This is a genomic window from Pseudomonas sp. BF-RE-22, from assembly GCF_019956155.1.
GTDB classification, from domain to species: domain Bacteria; phylum Pseudomonadota; class Gammaproteobacteria; order Pseudomonadales; family Pseudomonadaceae; genus Aquipseudomonas; species Aquipseudomonas migulae.
The window spans coordinates 54,462-74,816 of the sequence record NZ_JAHBDD010000055.1 but is presented as its reverse complement, the minus strand read 5'-3'; the positions used below and the strand labels follow the sequence as shown (position 1 = coordinate 74,816).

The 20,355-nt window shown below is 59.7% G+C and carries 20 protein-coding genes; 7 read left to right on the top strand and 13 right to left on the bottom strand.

Features of this window, described 5'->3' with window-relative positions; genetic code table 11:
• Positions 1–92 precede the first annotated feature (92 nt).
• Complete coding sequence (locus KGA82_RS22985) at positions 93–830, bottom strand: substrate-binding periplasmic protein (RefSeq protein ID WP_008033284.1); 738 nt, start codon at positions 828–830, stop codon at positions 93–95.
• A gap of 256 nt (positions 831–1,086) precedes the next feature.
• Here KGA82_RS22985 and KGA82_RS22980 point away from each other — a divergent pair, with 256 nt between their 5' ends.
• Positions 1,087–1,539: a GNAT family N-acetyltransferase gene (locus tag KGA82_RS22980; protein ID WP_192227571.1), complete on the top strand. Its 453-nt coding sequence runs from the start codon at positions 1,087–1,089 to the stop codon at positions 1,537–1,539.
• A gap of 98 nt (positions 1,540–1,637) precedes the next feature.
• On the opposite strand, the gene KGA82_RS22975 is transcribed toward KGA82_RS22980, so the two are convergent.
• Genes KGA82_RS22975 through KGA82_RS22965 form a run of 3 tightly spaced genes read right to left on the bottom strand, consistent with a single transcriptional unit; the run spans position 1,638 to position 4,611 of the window.
• On the bottom strand, positions 1,638–1,934 hold the full coding sequence (locus KGA82_RS22975; RefSeq protein WP_008033286.1) for a helix-turn-helix domain-containing protein: 297 nt from the start codon (positions 1,932–1,934) through the stop codon (positions 1,638–1,640).
• A gap of 15 nt (positions 1,935–1,949) precedes the next feature.
• Positions 1,950–2,441 carry a YgjP-like metallopeptidase domain-containing protein gene (locus tag KGA82_RS22970; RefSeq protein WP_032832888.1) on the bottom strand — a complete coding sequence of 164 codons (492 nt, stop codon included), beginning with the start codon at positions 2,439–2,441 and terminating at the stop codon, positions 1,950–1,952.
• A gap of 46 nt (positions 2,442–2,487) precedes the next feature.
• Positions 2,488–4,611 carry a putative bifunctional diguanylate cyclase/phosphodiesterase gene (locus KGA82_RS22965; protein ID WP_192227570.1) on the bottom strand — a complete coding sequence of 708 codons (2,124 nt, stop codon included), beginning with the start codon at positions 4,609–4,611 and terminating at the stop codon, positions 2,488–2,490.
• Between the two features lie 322 nt (positions 4,612–4,933).
• Between KGA82_RS22965 and KGA82_RS22960 the strand changes: the two genes are divergently transcribed.
• Positions 4,934–5,602, top strand: coding sequence for a polysaccharide lyase family 7 protein (locus tag KGA82_RS22960; protein WP_223452599.1), 669 nt, complete (start codon positions 4,934–4,936; stop codon positions 5,600–5,602).
• Positions 5,603–5,732: 130 nt separating this feature from the next.
• On the opposite strand, the gene fba is transcribed toward KGA82_RS22960, so the two are convergent.
• The 6 genes from fba to tkt form a co-directional block, all read right to left on the bottom strand.
• Positions 5,733–6,797 carry a class II fructose-bisphosphate aldolase gene (fba, locus tag KGA82_RS22955; RefSeq protein WP_007981624.1) on the bottom strand — a complete coding sequence of 355 codons (1,065 nt, stop codon included), beginning with the start codon at positions 6,795–6,797 and terminating at the stop codon, positions 5,733–5,735.
• 235 nt (positions 6,798–7,032) lie between these two features.
• A complete protein-coding gene (locus tag KGA82_RS22950) occupies positions 7,033–7,365 on the bottom strand; it encodes an MliC family protein (protein ID WP_008045002.1) in 333 nt (110 codons plus the stop codon).
• Between the two features lie 56 nt (positions 7,366–7,421).
• Positions 7,422–7,643, bottom strand: coding sequence for a hypothetical protein (locus KGA82_RS22945; protein ID WP_008033291.1), 222 nt, complete (start codon positions 7,641–7,643; stop codon positions 7,422–7,424).
• Positions 7,644–7,677: 34 nt separating this feature from the next.
• A complete protein-coding gene (locus tag KGA82_RS22940) occupies positions 7,678–8,841 on the bottom strand; it encodes a phosphoglycerate kinase (RefSeq protein ID WP_223414042.1) in 1,164 nt (387 codons plus the stop codon).
• Between the two features lie 12 nt (positions 8,842–8,853).
• Positions 8,854–9,906, bottom strand: coding sequence for an erythrose-4-phosphate dehydrogenase (gene epd / locus KGA82_RS22935; RefSeq protein WP_008033294.1), 1,053 nt, complete (start codon positions 9,904–9,906; stop codon positions 8,854–8,856).
• Positions 9,907–10,089: 183 nt separating this feature from the next.
• Positions 10,090–12,087 carry a transketolase gene (gene tkt, locus KGA82_RS22930; RefSeq protein ID WP_008033295.1) on the bottom strand — a complete coding sequence of 666 codons (1,998 nt, stop codon included), beginning with the start codon at positions 12,085–12,087 and terminating at the stop codon, positions 10,090–10,092.
• 260 nt (positions 12,088–12,347) lie between these two features.
• On the opposite strand from tkt, the gene KGA82_RS22925 reads away from it, so the two are divergent.
• The 4 genes from KGA82_RS22925 (at position 12,348) to KGA82_RS22910 (ending at position 16,889) form a co-directional block, all read left to right on the top strand.
• On the top strand, positions 12,348–13,343 hold the full coding sequence (locus KGA82_RS22925; protein ID WP_008033297.1) for an ArsR/SmtB family transcription factor: 996 nt from the start codon (positions 12,348–12,350) through the stop codon (positions 13,341–13,343).
• Positions 13,344–13,361: 18 nt separating this feature from the next.
• Entirely contained in the window at positions 13,362–14,552 is a 1,191-nt protein-coding gene (gene metK, locus KGA82_RS22920) for a methionine adenosyltransferase (protein ID WP_008033298.1), read from the top strand.
• A gap of 169 nt (positions 14,553–14,721) precedes the next feature.
• Entirely contained in the window at positions 14,722–16,395 is a 1,674-nt protein-coding gene (gene ligB / locus KGA82_RS22915) for an NAD-dependent DNA ligase LigB (protein ID WP_223452598.1), read from the top strand.
• A gap of 98 nt (positions 16,396–16,493) precedes the next feature.
• Positions 16,494–16,889 (top strand): DUF1090 domain-containing protein, encoded by a 396-nt coding sequence (locus KGA82_RS22910; protein ID WP_223452597.1) that lies wholly within the window; start codon positions 16,494–16,496, stop codon positions 16,887–16,889.
• Between the two features lie 114 nt (positions 16,890–17,003).
• On the opposite strand, the gene KGA82_RS22905 is transcribed toward KGA82_RS22910, so the two are convergent.
• Complete coding sequence (locus KGA82_RS22905; protein WP_008033302.1) at positions 17,004–17,453, bottom strand: c-type cytochrome; 450 nt, start codon at positions 17,451–17,453, stop codon at positions 17,004–17,006.
• A 128-nt stretch (positions 17,454–17,581) separates the two neighbouring features.
• Here KGA82_RS22905 and KGA82_RS22900 point away from each other — a divergent pair, with 128 nt between their 5' ends.
• On the top strand, positions 17,582–18,766 hold the full coding sequence (locus tag KGA82_RS22900) for a murein transglycosylase A (RefSeq protein WP_223452596.1): 1,185 nt from the start codon (positions 17,582–17,584) through the stop codon (positions 18,764–18,766).
• Positions 18,767–18,910: 144 nt separating this feature from the next.
• Here KGA82_RS22900 and KGA82_RS22895 read toward each other — a convergent pair whose 3' ends face one another.
• A complete protein-coding gene (locus tag KGA82_RS22895) occupies positions 18,911–19,294 on the bottom strand; it encodes an MAPEG family protein (protein WP_008045013.1) in 384 nt (127 codons plus the stop codon).
• A gap of 41 nt (positions 19,295–19,335) precedes the next feature.
• Positions 19,336–20,169: an EamA family transporter gene (locus KGA82_RS22890; RefSeq protein ID WP_008033307.1), complete on the bottom strand. Its 834-nt coding sequence runs from the start codon at positions 20,167–20,169 to the stop codon at positions 19,336–19,338.
• Positions 20,170–20,355: the final 186 nt, after the last annotated feature.

Genomic DNA, 20,355 nt, shown 5'->3' with positions numbered 1-20,355 from the left:
CGCTCCTACAAGTATCGCCGCGAATCCTGTAGGAGCGAGCGGTGCGGCGATCCGACTTGCCCGCGAAGGGGTCATCAGCCATCCCGCAAAAACTACATCCCGTGCTGCTTCATCAACTGCTCATAACTGCCATCCGCTTTCATCTCCGCAATCTCACGGTCGAAACTGGCCACGATCTCTTCGTGGTGCGGATTTTTCAGGCTGACCAGAATGTGCAGGCTGTTCTCGCTCAACGGCTTGGGCAGGAACTCCACGGCATTGCGCACCTTGGCGGACTCCCGGGCCAGGTAATAACGCGCGACGTATTCGTCTTCCAGCGTCAGCTTGACCCGATCGGCAGCGACCATGCGCACGGCCATGGCGAAGCTGTGCACCGGGACCTTCTGCAGCGAGGCGTCCTCATCGAACGCCGGTGAATAGGCGTAACCGCGTACCACTGCAATCGGGTAGGTGTGCAGCTGCTGCAGGTTGTTGTATTCGATCGGTGCGTCCTTGCGCTTGAGAAAGCGCACGCGGTTGAGCAGGTACTCGCCGGAAAACCGGCCGAGCCTGGTGCGCTCCTCGGTATACCAGGCGTTCACCAGCACATCGTAACGGCCTTCGCCCACACCCATCAGGGCACGTGCCCAGGGCACCTGTTCAAAGTCACTGGCATAGCCGGCTCGCGCCAGCGCGGTGCTGACAATGTCCGTCGCCAGGCCGCCATTGAGCAGCGTCGCATCAGTAAAGGGTGGCCAGGCATCGGCTACCAGTCGCAGCTTTTCCGCTGCCGCGCTCTGAGTCAGCAACAGCAATCCGATCAAGGCCAAAGCTCGATGCAATCGCGGCATGCTCGAAAATCCTTAGCGGGCGGCTGCCCGACGTGTTTTCAGCCAAAACTCCAAGGCCCCGTAACGGCGAAACCCAGGTACCAACATTAGCTCATCGAAGCCACTGCACAGCGCTTCAGCCCAGATTACACAAAGAAGACAACGCCGCGCGAATTGAATGATGGCATTTTGGCCTTTGTCACAGATTTCTCTGCCATAAAGACATCTTTCGCCCAGGCGATTAGTATCGGAGCGACTAGGTAGACGGAATGTGAAGATGACAATCGATTGGATCTGCAAGCACCACAGTGATCTGGGCAAAGAGCAGCTGTACGCCATTCTGCAGTTGCGCTCAGAGGTTTTCGTTGTGGAGCAGAAATGCGTCTATCAGGACGTGGACGGCCAGGATCTGGAGGGTGACACCTGCCACTTGATGGCCTGGGAAGGCGATCGGCTGGTGGCGTACCTGCGCTTGCTCGACCCGGAATTACAGGGCGGCGATGTGGTGATCGGCCGGGTGCTTACCGCCCCGCAGGCGCGCGGCAAAGGGTTGGGTCATGAGCTGATCGCCCTGGCGTTGAAGCAGGCTGCGAAGCGTTGGCCTGATGTGCCGGTTTATCTGTCGGCGCAGGCGCATTTGCAGGGGTATTACGGGCGGTACGGGTTTGTCGTGGCGGGTGAGGAATACGTGGAAGATGGTATTCCGCATATCGGGATGCGTCGTTCTTGAGGGCCTCTTCGCGGGCAAGCCTCGCTCCTACAGGATTTGCTCTGCCCTTGTAGGAGCGAGGCTTGCCCGCGAAGGCGCCAGATCAAACACCGCAGGAGCTAGGGATATTCCAACACCGCTTTAATCTGCCGCAGATTCCGCTCGATCCATCCCCGATCAATCGCTCCCCACTCGCGAATCCGATAGCGCCCCGCATGATTGCGCGCGCCCTCTTCCTGCTCGAACTCGCAAACGATATCCAGATCCGCCAACGCCGCAATGGTGTCCTGCGCCGTGCGCCGGGGCATGCCGGTCACGTCGGTCAATGCCGGGACGCTGCTGGCCAGCCCACTGTCGATCAGGTACGCCACGTATAAACGGCGATAGAAACTGCTCTTGGTCTTGCTCACGTCCATCCACACACTCCTTGGCTACTGCATTTCCCGCCACGTCAGGTACACCCGCAAATCGAATTCGACCTGGTGATACCCCGGCAACATGTGTTCGCACAGCTTGTAGAACGCCTTGTTGTGATCCGATTCCTTGAAGTGCGCCAGCTCATGCACCACGATCATCTTCAGAAACTCGCAAGGCGCTTCCTTGAATAGCGAGGCCACGCGAATTTCTTTCTTGGCCTTGAGTTTGCCGCCCTGCACCCGCGAGATCGTGGTGTGCAGGCCGAGGGCGCGGTGGGTCAGGTCCAGACGGTTGTCGAACAACACTTTGTCGATGGCCGGGGCGTTACGCAGGTATTCCTGCTTGAGGTCCAGGGCATAGGCATACAGCGCCTTGTCACTCTGCACGTCGTGCTTTTGCGGGTAGCGCTTGTCCAGGTAATCGCCCAGCCGACCTTCGGTGATCAGCCAGCGCACCTGGTCCTGCAACTCTACGGGATAGGCCTGAAGGTATTTCAACGCGGTCATCGGGATAGGCAACATCAATTACTGAAAGGCCGCCAGTGTAGCGAATTCAGTCGACCAACGTGCTCCAGTCGAACGGCCGCACAAAGTCGCCGACGTCCTCGGCCATCATCGGCCGCGCCACCAGAAAACCTTGCACGTACTCGCAACCATTGGCTTGCAGCCATTCATATTGCGCGATGGTTTCCACGCCTTCGGCGATCACCAGCATCCCGTACTGCTTGCACAGGTCGATCACATTGCGCACCAACGCCGCATCCCGCGAGGAGTCCGGCAACCGGGCGATCACATGCCGGTCAAGCTTGAGCGTGTCCAGTTCCAGGTCCCGCAGATGCGACAACGAGCACGGCCCGGAGCCAAAATCATCCAGCGCCACCCGCACCCCCAGATTGCGCAGCAGGCGCAGTTGTTTGCGGGTTTCATCGGGGTTGTGCATCAAGGCCTCTTCCGTGACCTCGACCTCCAGATGCCGCGCCTGCAAGCCATGGCGCTCCAGCACCTGACGCAACTCGGTGACCAGGTTGGGCATGCCGAACTGTGTACTGCTCAAGCTGACGCCCAGCACCAAGTCTTCGGCAAACAAGGTTTCCCAGGCTTTGCGTTGCCCGGCGCCACGATGATAAATCCAGCTGCCCAGGCGACTGATCAACCGCGCCTCTTCCAGCAACGGCAAAAACAGCCCCGGCGGCACGTCGCCGACGCTCGGATGCTGCCAGCGCAGCAGGGCTTCGAACCCGCGAATCTGCCCTCCGGCAATGGCCACCTGCGGTTGATACACCAGATTGAAATCGCGGTTTTCGATGGCGGTGCGCACACTTTCTTCGAGCATCAACCGTGAGCGCGCCCGACCGTTCATGTCATGGTCGTAGAAGCGATATTGCTGACGCCCGGCACGCTTGGCTTCGTACATGGCGATGTCGGACGCTCGCAGCAAACCATCGAGATTGGCCCCGCAATCCGGATACGTGGCGATGCCGATGCTGGCGCCGAGGGCGATATCCAGCCCATCGATCTGCTGACAGATCGACACCCGCTCAATCAGCTTCTCGGCAATCTTGGCCGCTTGCTCGGGGAACTCCAGATCGAGCAGCGCCGTGAATTCATCGCCGCCCATGCGCGCCAGAATGTCGAAGGGTCGCAAGCAAGCCTTCAGCTGTTCGGACACCCAGCGCAACACGCGGTCACCGGCATCGTGACCAAGGGAATCGTTGACCCGTTTGAAACCGTCGAGGTCGAGGTACAGCAACACCCAGGCGCTGTCGTTACGCTCACCGCGCAGCAGCAGGTTTTCCACGGTCTGATAGAAACCACGGCGATTGAGCAGGCCGGTCAACGGGTCGGTCACCGCCTGGAATTCCAGCTGCTGATGCAGATGACGCACCACCGACATGTCGAGCACCGTCACCACCATCGCGTGTTGCTCGGTTGGCAATGGCGCGCATGAAAGTGCGACAGGCACCTGCTGGCCCGGCGCTGTACGCAATAGCGCATCGTGCAGGCGCAGGGTTTCGCCGCGTTTGTAACCGGCCAGCAGTTCTGAATCGGCCCAGACCGGAATATGTGGCTTTTGCAGGTAATCCAGAAACTCTTTGCCTTGCAGGTCTTGCACCGTGGCGTTGAGCAGTCGCGACATCGCCGGGTTGGCAAAGCGGATCAAACCGTCCTCGCCGACCACCAGGATGCCTTCCGCGGCGTTATCCAGCACCGAGGCGTTGAAGGCGCGTGCGACCTCCAGATCGTGGCTCAGGCGCTGCAACGCCCGGCGATTGCGCTGATGCTCCAGCAGCGCCTGGACTTTGGGCTTGAGAATCTGCGGGTCGAACGGTTTGAACAGGTAATCCACCGCACCACTGGCGTAGCCCTTGATCACGGCATCCTGGGACTGTTCGTTGGCGGTGAGGAAAATGATCGGCGTGAGACGGGTGCGCTGACTGCCGCGCATCAGGCGCGCCACTTCAAAGCCATCCATGCCCGGCATCTGCACATCCAGCAGCACCAGGTCGATATCGTGTTCGAGCAAAAGGCCGAGGGCTTCGAAACCGGACGCAGCAGTAATGACCTGCCAGTCCTGGCGCTGCAGCAACGCGCGCATGCTGATCAGGTTTTCAGGGTAATCATCGACGATTAAAAGGGTTGAGCTGCCTTCGGCTGGCGTGGGTTGCGCGCATTCCATGCTGCTTCTCTATGTCGGGGCGTCAGGCCGGTTTCTCGTGAAAACCGGACAAATATTACGTCTTCACTCTAGACCGGGATTCGCGAAAGCAGAAGATATCAGTACGCCATCATTTAACTAAAGGGTTCATTGCCCGACTAACGGTCGCCTCTACAGCCCGCTAAAACCGGGAAAGATGGCCTTTTAACAGGATTTTGACGTCATCCATTTGTCAGACAGACGTTAACAAAATAGCCTTCTACGCTTATAAAGACCGCCCCCAAAGGCGCGTGCTAGAGCTTCTGGTACGTCCGTGCCGCAAAAATTCGTGGAAGCTTTGCCTATGATCGATCTCGCATCCTGGAACCTCAGCGTTCCCGTCGGTAACCCGCCGTACACCGTTGAAACGGCCAAACTGGTGAATGGGTTCAAGGATCAATACTTCCACTCCGACACCGGCACCCTGTTTTTCTGGGCCCCGGTAACCGGCACAAAAACCGAAAACGCAAAATATCCGCGCACCGAACTACGGGAAACCTACAGCAACGGCACCCTGAAAAACTGGTACTACCCGGACGCCGACAACTCCCTGCGCGCCACCCTGGCGGTGAACCAGGTGCCGAGCTCCGGCAAAATCGTCATCGGCCAGATCCACGCCTACGAAAGCCAGAAACCCATGGTGAAGGTCGAGTATCAGTACAAGACCACCACCAAGACCGGCAACATCGTCGCCAAAGTGCGCATGCACCCCGATGACGACGTAGGCCGGGTAATCACCATCGCCACTGGCGTGAAGCTGGATCAGGAGTTCTCCTACCTCATCCACCTCAGCCCTGGTGGTGCGCTGGGCATCAGTGCCGCGGGTTATCAGTGGGACACCAACATCAGCTCCACGTGGCGGGTCAAACCCCTGTACTTCAAGGCCGGGGTGTATGTGCAGGACAACACCGGGTACACCAGTGAAGGCGGTAAGGTGACATTTAGCAAACTGGATATTGATCACGATAAGTGATGTGAATCACGGCAGAACCTGTGGGAGCGAGCAGGCTCACTCCTACAATGACCGCATTCAACCAAGAGTCATCGCCCATAAAAAAACCCGCCTCTCGGCGGGTTTTTTGTGCAATTCAAACGCTGAAGGCTTAGTTAACCTTGGCGTTCAACTCACCTTTCAGATAACGCTGATACATGCCTTCCAGCGAAATCGCTTTGATCTTCGAAGCGTTGCCGGCAGTACCGAAGGCTTCGTAGCGAGCGATACACACATCACGCATTGCAGTGACAGTCGCGCCGAAGAACTTACGCGGATCGAATTCGCTCGGGTTGGTGGCCATCAGGCGACGCATCGCACCGGTGGATGCCAGGCGCAGGTCGGTGTCGATGTTGACCTTGCGCACGCCGTGCTTGATGCCTTCGACGATTTCTTCAACCGGTACGCCGTAGGTTTCTTTGATGTCGCCGCCGTACTGGTTGATGATCGCCAGCCACTCTTGCGGAACCGAAGACGAACCGTGCATTACCAGGTGGGTGTTCGGGATGCGCTTGTGGATTTCTTTGATGCGGTCGATGGCCAGTACGTCGCCGGTAGGCGGCTTGGTGAACTTGTACGCGCCGTGGCTGGTGCCGATGGCGATGGCCAGGGCGTCAACTTGAGTGCGTTTGACGAAGTCGGCAGCTTCTTCCGGGTCGGTCAGCATCTGGCTGTGATCCAGAACGCCTTCAGCGCCGATGCCGTCTTCTTCACCGGCCATGCCGGTTTCCAGCGAACCCAGGCAGCCCAGCTCGCCTTCTACCGAAACGCCGCAGGCGTGAGCCATGGCGACGGTTTGTTGGGTAACACGAACGTTGTAGTCGTAGTCGGTCGGCGTCTTGCCGTCTTCACCGAGGGAGCCGTCCATCATCACCGAGCTGAAGCCCAGCTGGATGGAGCGCTGGCAGACGTCAGGGCTGGTGCCGTGGTCCTGGTGCATGCACACCGGGATGTGCGGGAATTCTTCGATGGCTGCCAGGATCAGGTGACGCAGGAACGGTGCGCCGGCGTATTTGCGAGCACCGGCCGACGCCTGGACGATCACCGGGGAGTCAGTCTTGTCAGCGGCTTCCATGATGGCGCGCATCTGCTCAAGGTTGTTGACGTTGAAGGCTGGAACGCCGTAGCCGAACTCGGCTGCGTGGTCCAGCATCTGGCGCATGCTGATAAGTGCCATTGTGTGTGTCTCTCCCGGTTTGGGTCGTTAATCGTGCCAGCCTGCCGGAGCGGCGGCGGCTATTCAAGTTATTGCAGATCGGGGGTTAATCCAGTCCGCTCATTCGGTATTACGCAGAAACCCTGTAGGAGCGAAGCTTGCTCGCGAAAGCGGTTTAACTGACACCACATGCGTTGAATGTGGCGCCCTCTTCGCGAGCAAGCTTCGCTCCTACAGGCTTGGCACAAGCCTTCAATTACTCGGCTTTACAACCGCGGCCGATCAAATCGTTGGTGGCGACCCAGTAAACCAGGCCTTCCTCACCTTTTATGTGAAACGCCAGCATGTCGTTGCTGTACAGCGAACCTTCGGCGCCCGGCTCAAGCTTCAGGCGATAGACCTGATCGGCCCCGCCGAGGCGCACATCGACGGCCTTGTGGCTGTCGTCAGTGTAGCGCCAGACCACTTTGGCCTGGCTGTCGCAGGTCCAGGTGGCCCAGCTGTCCGTCGATTGGGCCGGCTTGAACAGGTCAAAATTCGAGCAACCTGCCAGCAGCACCAGCGCCGTAATGGCGATAAAACCTTTCATCCGTGTTCCTCGACTGACGGCGCACGCTGCCAGCCCTGAGTAAGGAGTCAGACCCGTCAAGGACAACCATGTTCCTTGGCGGGGGTCTGTGTTTCGTATTTGTCCAGGCCATCAGGCCCGGAACGCTTGTTGAGCACCGGGTTGGTTTCCGCTTGCCAGTCAGCCTGGTAGCAGCTTTTTTGTACCGATTGCGGCGCAGGTTCCGGTGCGGCCTTCGGGTTACTCCCGCAAGCCGCCAGTGAACCGGCGACGATCAACAGCGCTAGCGTCTTGACCATCTGAACACTCCTTTGCCTGGTCAAATCAGCGACCTCAGGCCTTGGCCCGACTTTCCAGGACTTCTACGGCCGGCAACACTTTGCCTTCGACGAATTCGAGGAATGCGCCGCCGCCGGTAGAAATGTAGGAGATCTGATCCGCTACGCCATATTTATCAATGGCCGCCAGGGTGTCGCCGCCGCCCGCGATGGAGAACGCCGAGCTTTCAGCGATGGCCTGGGCCAAGACTTTGGTGCCGTTACCGAACTGGTCGAATTCGAACACGCCAACCGGGCCGTTCCAAAGAATGGTCTTGGACGACTTCAGCAGCTCGGCGAAATTCGCCGCTGTCTGTGGGCCGATGTCCAGGATCATGTCGTCTGCCGCCACATCGGCGATCAGCTTGACGGTCGCAGCGGCGCTTTCAGCAAATTCCTTGGCGACCACCACGTCGACTGGCAGCGGCACGCTGACTTTGGCGGCGATGGCGCGAGCGGTGTCCAGCAGGTCCGGTTCGTACAGGGACTTGCCGACCGGGTGACCGGCTGCGGCCAGGAAGGTGTTGGCAATGCCGCCGCCGACGATCAGCTGGTTGCAGATCTGGCTCAGGCTGTTCAGCACGTCGAGTTTGGTCGAGACCTTGGAGCCGGCAACGATGGCTGCCATTGGTTGAGCCGGAGCGCCCAGGGCTTTACCCAGTGCGTCCAGTTCAGCGGCCAGCAACGGGCCCGCGGCCGCGACTTTGGCGAACTTGGCCACGCCGTGGGTCGAACCCTCGGCGCGGTGAGCGGTGCCGAAGGCGTCCATCACGAACACGTCGCACAGGGCGGCGTATTGCTGGGCCAGTTCGTCAGCGTTCTTTTTCTCGCCCTTGTTGAAGCGCACGTTTTCGAACAGCACGATGTCGCCGGCCTTGACGTCAACGCCGCCCAGGTAATCGGCAACCAGCGGCACTTCGCGGCCCAGGGCCTTGCTCAGGTAGTCAGCGACAGGCTTGAGGCTGTTCTCGGCCGAGAACTCGCCTTCAGTCGGACGGCCAAGGTGCGAGCAGACCATCACGGCCGCGCCTTTTTCCAGGGCCAGCTTGATGGTCGGCAGCGAGGCCAGGATTCGCGCATCGCTGGTGACAACACCGTCCTTGACTGGGACGTTGAGGTCTTCGCGGATCAATACGCGCTTACCTTGCAGATCGAGGTCGGACATCTTCAACACGGTCATGGGTCGCACTTCCTACGGTTTTTTTGAAGTTGCTGTTTGCAGATAGTGTTCTGCAACGTCCAGCATTCGGTTGGCAAAACCCCATTCGTTGTCGAACCAGGCCAGGATGTTCACCAGCCGTGGGCCGGAAACTCGGGTCTGACTGGCATCGACGATCGCCGAATGTGGGTCATGGTTGAAATCACAACTTGCGTGGGGCAGCTCGGTGTAGGCCAGCAGGCCTTTGAGCGGGCCGCTGGTGGCAGCCTCGCGCAGAATCCGGTTGACCTCGGTGGCGTCGGTATCGCTCACGGTCTGCATCGTAATGTCGAGGCAGGACACGTTCACCGTCGGCACCCGCACGGCTTTGGCCTGAATTCGCCCGGCAAGTTCCGGCAACAGGCGTTCGATGCCACGCGCCAGACCAGTGGACACCGGAATCACAGACTGAAACGCCGAACGCGTACGGCGCAGGTCTTCGTGGTGATAGGCGTCGATCACCGGCTGATCGTTCATCGCCGAGTGGATGGTGGTGATCGACACGTATTCCAGGCCGATGGCCTGATCCAGCAGGCGCAACAGCGGTACGCCGCAGTTGGTGGTGCAGGATGCGTTGGACACCAGCAACTCGTCGCCGGTCAGGCAATCCTGGTTCACGCCGTAGACGATGGTGGCGTCGACATCCGCCTCGCTGGCCATCGGCTGGGAAAACAGCACGCGTGGCGCGCCGGCGTCGAGGAAACGCTGGCCATCTTCACGGGTGTGGTAAGCGCCGGAGCACTCCAGCACCAGATCGACGCCCAGGGACGCCCAATCGATGCCTTCGGGGGTGGCACTGCGCAGGACCTTCACGCAGTCGCCATTAATATGCAGACAATCGCCGTCGACCTTCACCTCGCCGGGAAAACGCCCGTGCGTGGAGTCGAAGCGTGTCAGGTATTCGATGCTGGCCATGTCCGCCAGATCGTTGATCGCGACAATTTCAAACCCGGCCGCCGAGCCTCGCTCAAACAACGCACGCAAGACGCAACGACCAATCCGGCCGTAGCCGTTGAGTGCAACTTTGTAGGGACGCGGTTGAGGCATGGGGGTTCTCGATGACGCTTGGGAATGTAGTCGCCAGGCCTGCCGTCTTCGCGGGCAAGCCTCGCTCCTACAGGTTTGCGATTGTTGAGGATCGGGATGACCCCAATTCTGCCAACAACGCTATCCCTTGTAGGAGCGAGGCTTGCCCGCGAAGGCGTCAGCCCCGATAACGCAACTTCTGGATCAGTCTTCCAGCAGCTCTTCAGCCTGACCCAGGATGTTTTCCAGGGTGAAGCCGAACTCTTCGAACAAGGCTGGCGCAGGCGCCGACTCGCCGTAGGTGGTCATGCCGATGACGCGACCTTCCAGGCCCACGTACTTGTACCAGTAGTCCGCGTGAGAGGCTTCGATGGCGATACGGGCGCTGACCTGCAACGGCAGGACCGATTGCTTGTAGTCGGCGTCCTGGGCATCGAACACGCTGGTGCACGGCATCGAAACGACGCGTACTTTACGACCCTGCTCGGTCAGCTTGTCATAAGCCTGAACCGCCAGGCCGACTTCGGAACCGGTGGCGATCAGGATCAGATCAGGCTCGCCTGCACAGTCCTTCAACACGTAACCGCCACGGGAGATCTCTTCGATCTGAATCGCGTTGCGGGTTTGGTGCTGCAGGTTCTGACGCGAGAAGATCAAGGCCGAAGGACCGTCCTTGCGCTCCAGTGCGCATTTCCAGCTCACCGCCGATTCCACGGCGTCGGCTGGACGCCAGGTGTCGAGGTTTGGCGTGCAGCGCAGGCTGGCCAGTTGCTCGATAGGCTGGTGAGTCGGGCCGTCTTCGCCCAGACCGATGGAGTCGTGGGTGTAGACGTGGATCACGCGCTGCTTCATCAAGGCCGACATGCGCACAGCGTTGCGGGCGTATTCCATGAACATCAGGAAGGTCGCGCCGTAAGGCACCAGGCCGCCGTGCAAGGCAACGCCATTCATGATGGCGGTCATGCCGAACTCGCGTACGCCGTAGTACATGTAGTTGCCGCTGGCGTCTTCAGCCGTGACGCCTTTGCAGCCTTTCCACAGGGTCAGGTTGGAACCGGCCAGGTCAGCGGAGCCGCCGAGGAACTCAGGCAGCAGCGGGCCGAACGCGTTGAGAGCGTTCTGGCTGGCTTTACGGCTGGCGATGGTTTCGCCTTTGGCAGCGACTTCAGCGATATAAGCATCGGCTTTCTCGGTGAAGTCGGCCGGCAGATCACCGCTCAGACGACGAATCAGTTCGTTCGCTTCGGTCGGGAAAGCGGCGGAGTAGGCAGCGAAACGCTGGTCCCACTCGGCTTCGGCAGCGCGGCCGGCTTCCTTGGCGTCCCACTCGGCGTAGATGTCGGCCGGGATTTCGAACGGACCGTGGTTCCACTTCAAAGCAGTACGGGTCAGTGCGATTTCCGCGTCACCCAATGGGGCGCCGTGGCAGTCTTCTTTACCTTGCTTGTTCGGCGAACCGAAACCGATGGTGGTCTTGCAGCAGATCAGGGTCGGCTGCGCGCTTTTGCGAGCGGTCTCGATGGCGATTTTGATCTCTTCAGGATCATGACCGTCGACGTTGCGGATCACCTGCCAGTTGTAGGCTTCGAAACGCTTCGGCGTGTCATCGGTGAACCAGCCTTCGACTTCGCCGTCGATGGAGATGCCGTTGTCATCGTAGAAGGCGATCAGTTTGCCCAGGCCCAAAGTACCGGCGAGCGAGCCGACTTCGTGGGAAATGCCTTCCATCATGCAGCCATCACCCAGGAACACGTAGGTGTGGTGGTCAACGATGTTGTGGCCTGGACGGTTGAACTGCGCCGCCAGGACTTTTTCAGCCAGGGCAAAACCCACGGCGTTGGCCAGACCCTGGCCCAGTGGACCGGTGGTGGTTTCAACGCCCGGGGTGTAGCCGAGTTCCGGGTGACCCGGGGTGCGGCTGTGCAGTTGACGGAATTGCTTCAGGTCATCGATCGACAAGTCGTAGCCGGTCAGGTGCAGCAGCGAGTAGATCAGCATCGAGCCGTGGCCGTTGGACAGCACGAAGCGGTCACGGTCGGCGAACGATGGATTGCTCGGGTTGTGCTTCAGGTAGTCACGCCAAAGTACTTCGGCGATATCCGCCATACCCATCGGGGCACCGGGATGGCCGCTGTTGGCTTTTTGCACGGCATCCATGCTGAGGGCACGAATGGCGTTGGCACGCTCACGACGGCTGGGCATCGCTGATCTCCTAGGGTTTGAATAAAACGAAACGGAAAAAAGGCGAGCATTTTCCCTCACAGGCATGCCTCGCGGCAATGACAGATAGTCATCTGAAGGCGTTTTTCCAATGGATAAAGACGGTTTCGGCTGGTGAAACCTTTCTGCTATTCGTTTGTAGAGTGGAACAAGTCATCAGAAGTGCCACCCATCGAGCAATATCAAAACTTTTTGATATTGCTCTTGCGGTACTTTCTGACCGTCACTAGACTGCTGGCCCTATGAATTTACGCGTGCCTTCCATTCAACATGACGAGTGCGATGAGCTGGCGGCCCTGTGCAAGGCCGGTGGCGATCCTCTGCGGCTGAATGTATTGCGCGCGCTGGCCAACGACTCGTTTGGCGTACTCGAGCTGGCGCAGATCTTCGGTATTGGCCAGTCGGGCATGAGTCATCACCTCAAGGTACTGGCCCAGGCCGATCTGGTGGCGACGCGCCGTGAAGGCAACGCGATTTTCTACCGTCGCGCCCTGCCCCACACCGACCTGCTCGGCGGCAAGTTGCACGCCGCGCTGCTCGAAGAAGTGGACAACCTGACCCTGCCTGCCGATGTGCAGTCGCGGATCGGTCAGGTCCACGGGCAACGTGCAGCGGCCAGCCAAGACTTTTTCTCACGGGTCGCGGAGAAGTTTCGCGCCCAGCAAGACCTGATTGCCGGCCTGCCGCAGTACCGCGAAAGCGTGGTGGCCTTGCTCGATAAACTGAGCTTCAGCGAAGGCGCCACGGCCATCGAAGTCGGCCCTGGCGACGGTGCTTTTCTGCCGGAACTGGCGCGCCGCTTCACTCACGTCACCGCGCTGGACAACAGCCAGGCGATGCTCGAATTGGCGCGGCAGGTCTGCGAACGTGAAACGCTGGCTAACGTCAGCCTGCAACTGGCCGATGCATTGAATGGCGTAAGCCTCAAGGCCGATTGCGTTGTACTGAACATGGTGCTGCACCACTTTGCCGCGCCGGCCGATGCGCTCAAGCACATGGCCAAATTGCTGCAACCGGGCGGTAGCCTGCTCGTGACAGAGTTATGTAGCCACAACCAGAGTTGGGCCAGGGAGGCCTGCGGTGATCTCTGGTTGGGGTTTGAACAGGACGATCTGGCCCGTTGGGCCACCGCTGCGGGACTCGTTCCCGGGGAAAGCCTCTATGTAGGCTTACGTAATGGTTTCCAGATTCAGGTCCGCCATTTTCAGCGACCGACTGGCGACACTCACCATCGGTAAATTCAGGAAAAAATCGAGATGAGCGAATACTCCCTCTTCACCTCCGAGTCCGTGTCCGAAGGGCATCCGGACAAAATCGCCGACCAGATTTCCGATGCGGTGCTGGACGCCATCATTGCTGAAGACAAGTTCGCCCGTGTGGCGTGCGAAACGCTGGTAAAAACCGGCGTGGCAATCATCGCAGGTGAAGTCACCACGTCGGCCTGGGTCGACCTGGAAGAAATCGTGCGTAACGTCATTCTGGACATCGGCTACAACAGCTCCGATGTCGGCTTCGACGGCGCCACTTGCGGTGTGATGAACATCATCGGCAAGCAGTCCCCTGACATCAACCAGGGTGTTGACCGTGCCAAGCCTGAAGATCAGGGCGCCGGCGACCAGGGCCTGATGTTCGGCTACGCCAGCAACGAAACCGACGTGCTGATGCCAGCACCTATCACCTTCTCGCACCAGCTGGTTCAGCGCCAGGCCGAAGCCCGTAAATCCGGCCTGCTGCCTTGGCTGCGCCCGGACGCCAAGTCGCAAGTGACTTGCCGTTACGAAGGCGGCAAGGTTGTCGGTATCGACGCCGTTGTACTGTCGACCCAGCACAACCCTGAAGTGTCGTACAAAGACCTGCGCGAAGGCGTGATGGAGCTGATCGTCAAGCACGTGTTGCCTGCCGAACTGCTGACCAAAGACACCCAGTTCCACATCAACCCGACTGGCCAGTTCATCATTGGCGGCCCAGTGGGTGACTGCGGTCTGACCGGTCGCAAGATCATCGTCGACAGCTACGGCGGCATGGCCCGTCACGGCGGCGGCGCGTTCTCCGGTAAAGATCCATCGAAGGTTGACCGTTCGGCGGCCTACGCCGGTCGTTACGTGGCGAAGAACATCGTCGCTGCCGGCCTGGCCGAGCGCTGCGAGATTCAGGTTTCCTACGCGATCGGTGTTGCCCAGCCGACTTCGATCTCGTTGAACACCTTCGGCACCGGCAAAATCAGCGACGACAAAATCGTCAAACTGGTTCGCGAAGTGTTCGACCTGCGTCCATACGCAATCACCACCATGCTTGACCTGCTGCACCCGATGTACCAGGAAACCGCAGCGTACGGCCACTTCGGTCGTACCCCGGCGACCAAGACCGTGGGCGAAGACACCTTCACCACGTTCACCTGGGAAAAAACCGACCGCGCCGACGACCTGCGTTCGGCTGCCGGCCTGTAAGACCTCCCCGGCGGTACCAAAAGCCCTGCACGGTTCGCCGTGCGGGGCTTTTTGTTGTCTTGCGTTTGGAACCTCCGGCCGCCCGGAAACACCAGGCAAAACACCCACACTTCCTGCCAGCAAATACTGACTAGCCTTCAAGAACTCCCCTTGAGCAAGGACGCTCACGATGCTTCTGCGCCTGTTTTCTGTTTTTTCTCTGAGCTTTTTTTGCCTCACTACAACCGCAGCCGACTGTCCCGACTGGCCGCCCGTCAGGGCTCTGGACGAAATCACCACCCTGCAAAAACAGATCGACACCTGGGATGACAGTTATCACCGCCATGGCCGCTCGTTGGTCGCCGACGAACTTTACGATCAAGCCCTCGCTCGCCTCACCGAATGGCGCAGTTGCTTTGACTTGGGCCTGACGCCCGAACCATTACGCACAGCTGGCGGCAAAATTGCCCACCCCATTGCCCACACGGGCCTGGAAAAAGTGCGAGATGGTCGTGCAGCCGAAACCTGGATGCGCGATCGCAAGGACCTCTGGGTACAACCCAAAGTCGATGGTGTGGCGGTGACGCTGATCTACCGCAAGGGCGTACTGCACCAGGCAATCAGTCGCGGCGACGGAATAAACGGGCAAGACTGGACGGCCTCGGCGCGACTGATCCCCGCCATCCCCCGGCAACTGTCGCGCCCGCTGGACCTGCTGGTGCAAGGTGAACTCTATTGGCGACTGGTCGACCATGTACAAGTCAAGGCAGGAAGCCTCAATGCCCGCGCCACCGTGGCCGGTTTGATGGCGCGCAAGGAACTCAGCCCTGAGCAGGCGACCGGCATCGGCCTGTTTATCTGGGACTGGCCACAAGGCCCGGCCGGTTTGCCTGCTCGCATCGCCGCTCTGGATGAGCTGGGCTTGCCGAGCATCGCGCCTTACAGTCAGCCGGCGCAGACGTTTGCCGATGCCGAACACTGGCGCAATTACTGGTACCGCTCGCCCCTGCCCTTTGCCAGTGACGGTGTGGTCCTGCGCCAGAGCCAACGGCCTTCGGCCGAGCGCTGGCAGGCAAAAACACCGTACTGGGCGGTCGCCTGGAAATACCCCTTTGCCCAGGCGCTGGCCGAAGTACGCAAAGTCGACTTCAAGGTCGGTCGCACCGGACGGATCACCCCCGTGCTGGACTTGAAACCGGTGACGCTCGATGACCGGCAGATCAAGCGTGTCAGCGTCAGCTCACTGCGGCGCTGGGAGGAGCTGGACATCCGCCCCGGTGATCAGGTGTCCATCAGCCTCGCGGGGCTGACCATTCCCCGGCTCGACGGCGTCGTACTACGCGCCGCCGAACGCCCAGCCTTGGACGCGCCGCTGGCAGCCGACTTTCATCATTTGAGCTGCTGGCAACCGACGCCGGGCTGTGAAGGCCAGTTTCTCGCGCGACTGACCTGGCTCAGCGGCAAGCAAGGGTTGGCCATGCCTCATGTCGGCCCGGGAACATGGGAGACACTTTTCGAAACAGGCCACCTGAACGGCCTGCTGGATTGGTTGACCCTCGATGCTCAAGAGCTTGCTAACATTAACGGCTTCGGCGAGCGCAGCAGTACTCGTCTTCTAAACAGTTTCAACAGTGCCCGCCAACGCCCTTTTGCTCGCTGGCTCAAAGCCCTGGGTTTACCACCGACCGGCCAGGCAAACCTCGCCGACTCCTGGCAGGAACTGGCACAACGAAACACCGAACAATGGCAGGCCGAAGCCGGCATCGGCCCGGGACGCGCGGCGCAATTGAGCGCATTTTTCCGCGACCCGCAGGTCCTGGCCTTGAGCGACACATTACGTGCGGCGGGGATCGACGGTTTTTAGCAACCGCAGATTCTCGCCCGCCCGGGAACCCAAAGAGGCCGACGAGCTCAAACGCCCATCGCCCTATCGACCCGATTGCACCTGCACATGGAGCTTTTATGAAATTTCTTTCACCGCTCGCCCTGCTGACCCTTTGCAGCGTGATGGCCGCGCCACTGATGGCCGCTGAAGAGGCCCCGGGGCTGACCGGTTGTGCCGCCAAGAAACAGGGCATCATCAACCAGATCGAACTGGCCAAATCCCATGGCAACGCCGAACAGCAGGCAGGCCTGGAAACGGCACTGAGCGAAGTTACCGCGCATTGCACCGACGCTTCGCTGAAGAAGGAGCGGGAAAACAAGGTCCTCGACGCCAAGCATGAAGTCAGCCAGCGCCAGGCCGACCTCGACAAAGCCATGAAGAAAGGCGATCCCGAGAAGATCAACAAGCGCAAAGACAAACTGGCCGAGTCGCGCAAGGAACTGCAAAACGCGCTCGACGAGCTGGATAAATAAGAAAAGGTAAAGTCAGGAATTTGTAGCGTTCTTCAGGGAGCTTCGCGAGCAGGTGAATGCAATCCTATGTGGGAGCGAGCCTGCTCGCGAAAGCGTCAGCAAGAGCGCTGCAAATCAATGATCCCGAAACTCTTTATGGCACGCACTGCAGGCATCTTCGACCTTCTGCACCGCCGGCCCCAGGTTGCTGGCCTTGTATGGCTGAACCTTGCTGGCAATCACCAATTCACCGGTGGCGGCTTCAAGGGTGCGGGCCATTTCCTGAAAGCGTGCCTGTTTCTGCCACACGTCGCCCTTGGCGCTGGTGTGATCTTCTTCGCGCACCTGCGGAAAATGCTTCCACGGTTCCTGGGACAGCGCATCGAGTTTCACCGCGCCGTCAGCGAATTTCGGGCCGTCGAATGGAATGCGGCCGCGCAACATGCCACCCAGGTCTTCGCCGGTCTTGAGCATTTGTTTGAAGATTGCCTTGCGCTGGCCCAGTGGTGAATTCGGATCGACACCGCCGCACGCGGACAAGGTCAGGCAGGCCAGCAATACAACGGAAAGTCTTTTAAGAGTCATGGTGGCTTCAGGTCACGGGAAACGGCGGCCAGTATCCTCGCGTCATCGGCAAAGACCAATAGCCCTATTATCAATACGGGTTGTTTGAGCGCATGGAGCACTCAGGCAACCGACAAAGGAATTACTCCATGAACAGCCGTTTCAAGGCATGGCGTCACCGCCTCGCCTGGACCCTCCCGATGGTGGCCGTGCTCGCAGGCTGCACCGGCGGTGACAACAACAAACCCAAGACCCACGCGCTGGCGACTTATTCCAGCGCCACCTGGGAAGCCCTGCCGACGGTGTCCGATAACGACCTGGTCGCCGGTTTCGGTTCATGGCGCAGCGCCTGCACCCGACTCAAGGCCGACCCGATCTGGGGCTCGACCTGCGCTGCTGCCACCAACGTGCCGCAAACCGCCAGTGACATTCGCGGCTTCCTCAAACAGAACCTCGACGTCTATGGCCTGCGCGCCGCCAACGACAATCCCAACGGCTTGATCACCGGTTACTACGAACCGGTCTACCCCGGCAGCCTGACCCAAACTGCCGTGGCGAACATCCCGGTGTACGGGGTTCCAGAGGACATGATCATCGTCTCTCTGGACAGCATCTACCCGGAGCTCAAAGGCAAACGCCTTCGCGGACGGCTCGAAGGTCGCGTGCTCAAGCCTTACGACGATGCGGCAACCATCGAAACCAAAGGCGTCAAGGCGCCGGTCGTGGCGTGGCTGACCGACCCGATGAACCTGCAATTCCTGCAAATCCAGGGTTCCGGTCGCATTCAGCTCGACGATGGTCGCCAGTTGCGCATTGCGTATGCCGACCAGAACGGTCATCCGTATCGCCCCATCGGCCGCTGGCTGGTAGAGCAAGGCGAACTGAAGAAAGAAGACGTGACCATGGGCGCAATCAGCGACTGGGCCAAGGCCAATCCGGCGCGCATTCCGGAACTGCTCGGCAGCAACCCGAGCTATGTGTTCTTCACCCGCAACCCGGACAGCAATGAAGGCCCTCGCGGCTCGCTGAACGTACCGCTGACGGCGGGTTACAGCGCGGCAGTGGATCGCAAAGTGATTCCGCTGGGCAGCCTGTTGTGGTTATCCACAACGCGGCCGGACGGCTCCGCGCTGGTTCGCCCGGTGGCGGCTCAAGACACTGGCGGCGCGATTGCCGGTGAAGTCCGTGCGGATTTGTTCTGGGGCACCGGCGAAGCGGCGGGGCAACTGGCTGGCGACATGAAACAGCAGGGGCAGATCTGGATGCTCTGGCCCAAAGGCGCGGCCTTGCCGCAAGTGCCTCAGGTGGCTGATGCGGTTAAAGCCAACCCTTAATTACTGTGGCGGCAGATAGATAGCTTTCGCGGGCAAGCCACGCTCCTACAGGGATCTGCGTCGATCACACAATTGTGATCGACGCAGATCCCTGTAGGAGCGTGGCTTGCCCGCGAAGGGGCCAAAATAAACACCGCAGATATGTCAGACCGAAATCACAAAGAAACTCACGATCAACCCCATCCCCACAAACCACACCAGCGACCGCAGAATCGCCCAGTCCGCCAGGTAGCAAATGATGTACAGCAGGCGGCTGGTGATGAACAACACCGACAGCACATTGATCGTCACCAGCTCGGCGTTGCCGGCCAGGTGGGCCACGATCACCGCCGCCGCGAACGCCGGGGTCACTTCGAAACTGTTCAATTGCGCTGCATAGGCGCGCCGGCCCAAACCATTCAGTGACTCGAGAAAATCCCGGGGGTCATGATTGTCTTTCAGTCCAAAACGGCCACTGATCTTGGCAATACCCACGCAGAGATAGGGCAGGAAGAACGCAATCAAAATGCACCACAGAGCAACCGTCATATCGCAGTCCCTTTCTTCGAGTTATAAAATCCGGATTCCGGTCAAAACTTCATCACCAACATGCCGATCAGCACCAGCCCACAGGCCAGGAGCCGCGGCCGACCGAAAGGTTCTTTCAGATAGCGCATGCCAAACAGCACCACCAGAATCACGCTGATCTCGCGCAATGCCGCCGCTTCTGCAATCGACCCCAGCTGCATCGCCCACAGCACCAGAGCGTAGCTGAACAACACGCAGAACCCGACCGCCAATCCCAAGCGCCATTGTTCACGCCAGAACAGCATGAACGCCGGCCGCTTGCGCACCAACGCCAGCAGCGGAAACGGCCAGGCGCTGAGCAACGTCACCCAGACCAGGTAGTCCAGCGGATGCGACCAGCGCCGCAACGCCTGGCCATCGATAAAGGTGTAGCAGCCAATGCACAGGCCAATCAGCGCCACCACCGGCAGCATCGACCACGGCAAACGCGTACCGCCACCGCCCTGCCACAGCAGGCACAGCATGCCCAACGGGATGAGCAGAATTCCGAAGATCTGCTGATTCGTCAGCACCTCCCCGGCAAAGATCAGCGTCAAGGCCAGCACCACTAACGGCGACAAGCCACGCATCAGCGGGTACACCAAACCGAGATCACCCACTCGATAGGCCTGAATCAGCAGATAGCGATAAAGCAATTCGAATGCGGCCGATGCGAGAATCCATGGCCAGATTTCAATCGGTGGCAGCGCCACGAACGGCAGCATCAGCGCGACAAAAAGCATCGCCACGCTGTCCATGCAGGCCACGACCAACAACCGTTCCGCACTGAATTTAATCAGGGTGTTCCACGCCGCGTGCAACAGCGCCGCCACCAACACCAACGCCGTCGCAAGCACGGCACACTCCTTTTGTTCATCATCCTCACCCTGTAGGAGCACGGCTTGCCGGCGAAGGCGTACTTCAGACCGCTTTCGCCGGCAAGCCGTGCTCCTACAGGGACGGGGGGAGATAATTGATTCGCCATATGTCAGCAGCTGTTTATACTGCAAGCGACCACGCCGCACTCAGTTGCGCACAGACTA

Coding starts and splice junctions, on each gene's coding strand:
- KGA82_RS22985 (WP_008033284.1), bottom strand. CDS start 830: ATGCCGCGATTGCATCGAGCTTTGGCCTTGATCGGATTGCTGTTGCTG.
- KGA82_RS22980 (WP_192227571.1), top strand. CDS start 1,087: ATGACAATCGATTGGATCTGCAAGCACCACAGTGATCTGGGCAAAGAG.
- KGA82_RS22975 (WP_008033286.1), bottom strand. CDS start 1,934: ATGGACGTGAGCAAGACCAAGAGCAGTTTCTATCGCCGTTTATACGTG.
- KGA82_RS22970 (WP_032832888.1), bottom strand. CDS start 2,441: ATGACCGCGTTGAAATACCTTCAGGCCTATCCCGTAGAGTTGCAGGAC.
- KGA82_RS22965 (WP_192227570.1), bottom strand. CDS start 4,611: ATGGAATGCGCGCAACCCACGCCAGCCGAAGGCAGCTCAACCCTTTTA.
- KGA82_RS22960 (WP_223452599.1), top strand. CDS start 4,934: ATGATCGATCTCGCATCCTGGAACCTCAGCGTTCCCGTCGGTAACCCG.
- fba (WP_007981624.1), bottom strand. CDS start 6,797: ATGGCACTTATCAGCATGCGCCAGATGCTGGACCACGCAGCCGAGTTC.
- KGA82_RS22950 (WP_008045002.1), bottom strand. CDS start 7,365: ATGAAAGGTTTTATCGCCATTACGGCGCTGGTGCTGCTGGCAGGTTGC.
- KGA82_RS22945 (WP_008033291.1), bottom strand. CDS start 7,643: ATGGTCAAGACGCTAGCGCTGTTGATCGTCGCCGGTTCACTGGCGGCT.
- KGA82_RS22940 (WP_223414042.1), bottom strand. CDS start 8,841: ATGACCGTGTTGAAGATGTCCGACCTCGATCTGCAAGGTAAGCGCGTA.
- epd (WP_008033294.1), bottom strand. CDS start 9,906: ATGCCTCAACCGCGTCCCTACAAAGTTGCACTCAACGGCTACGGCCGG.
- tkt (WP_008033295.1), bottom strand. CDS start 12,087: ATGCCCAGCCGTCGTGAGCGTGCCAACGCCATTCGTGCCCTCAGCATG.
- KGA82_RS22925 (WP_008033297.1), top strand. CDS start 12,348: ATGAATTTACGCGTGCCTTCCATTCAACATGACGAGTGCGATGAGCTG.
- metK (WP_008033298.1), top strand. CDS start 13,362: ATGAGCGAATACTCCCTCTTCACCTCCGAGTCCGTGTCCGAAGGGCAT.
- ligB (WP_223452598.1), top strand. CDS start 14,722: ATGCTTCTGCGCCTGTTTTCTGTTTTTTCTCTGAGCTTTTTTTGCCTC.
- KGA82_RS22910 (WP_223452597.1), top strand. CDS start 16,494: ATGAAATTTCTTTCACCGCTCGCCCTGCTGACCCTTTGCAGCGTGATG.
- KGA82_RS22905 (WP_008033302.1), bottom strand. CDS start 17,453: ATGACTCTTAAAAGACTTTCCGTTGTATTGCTGGCCTGCCTGACCTTG.
- KGA82_RS22900 (WP_223452596.1), top strand. CDS start 17,582: ATGAACAGCCGTTTCAAGGCATGGCGTCACCGCCTCGCCTGGACCCTC.
- KGA82_RS22895 (WP_008045013.1), bottom strand. CDS start 19,294: ATGACGGTTGCTCTGTGGTGCATTTTGATTGCGTTCTTCCTGCCCTAT.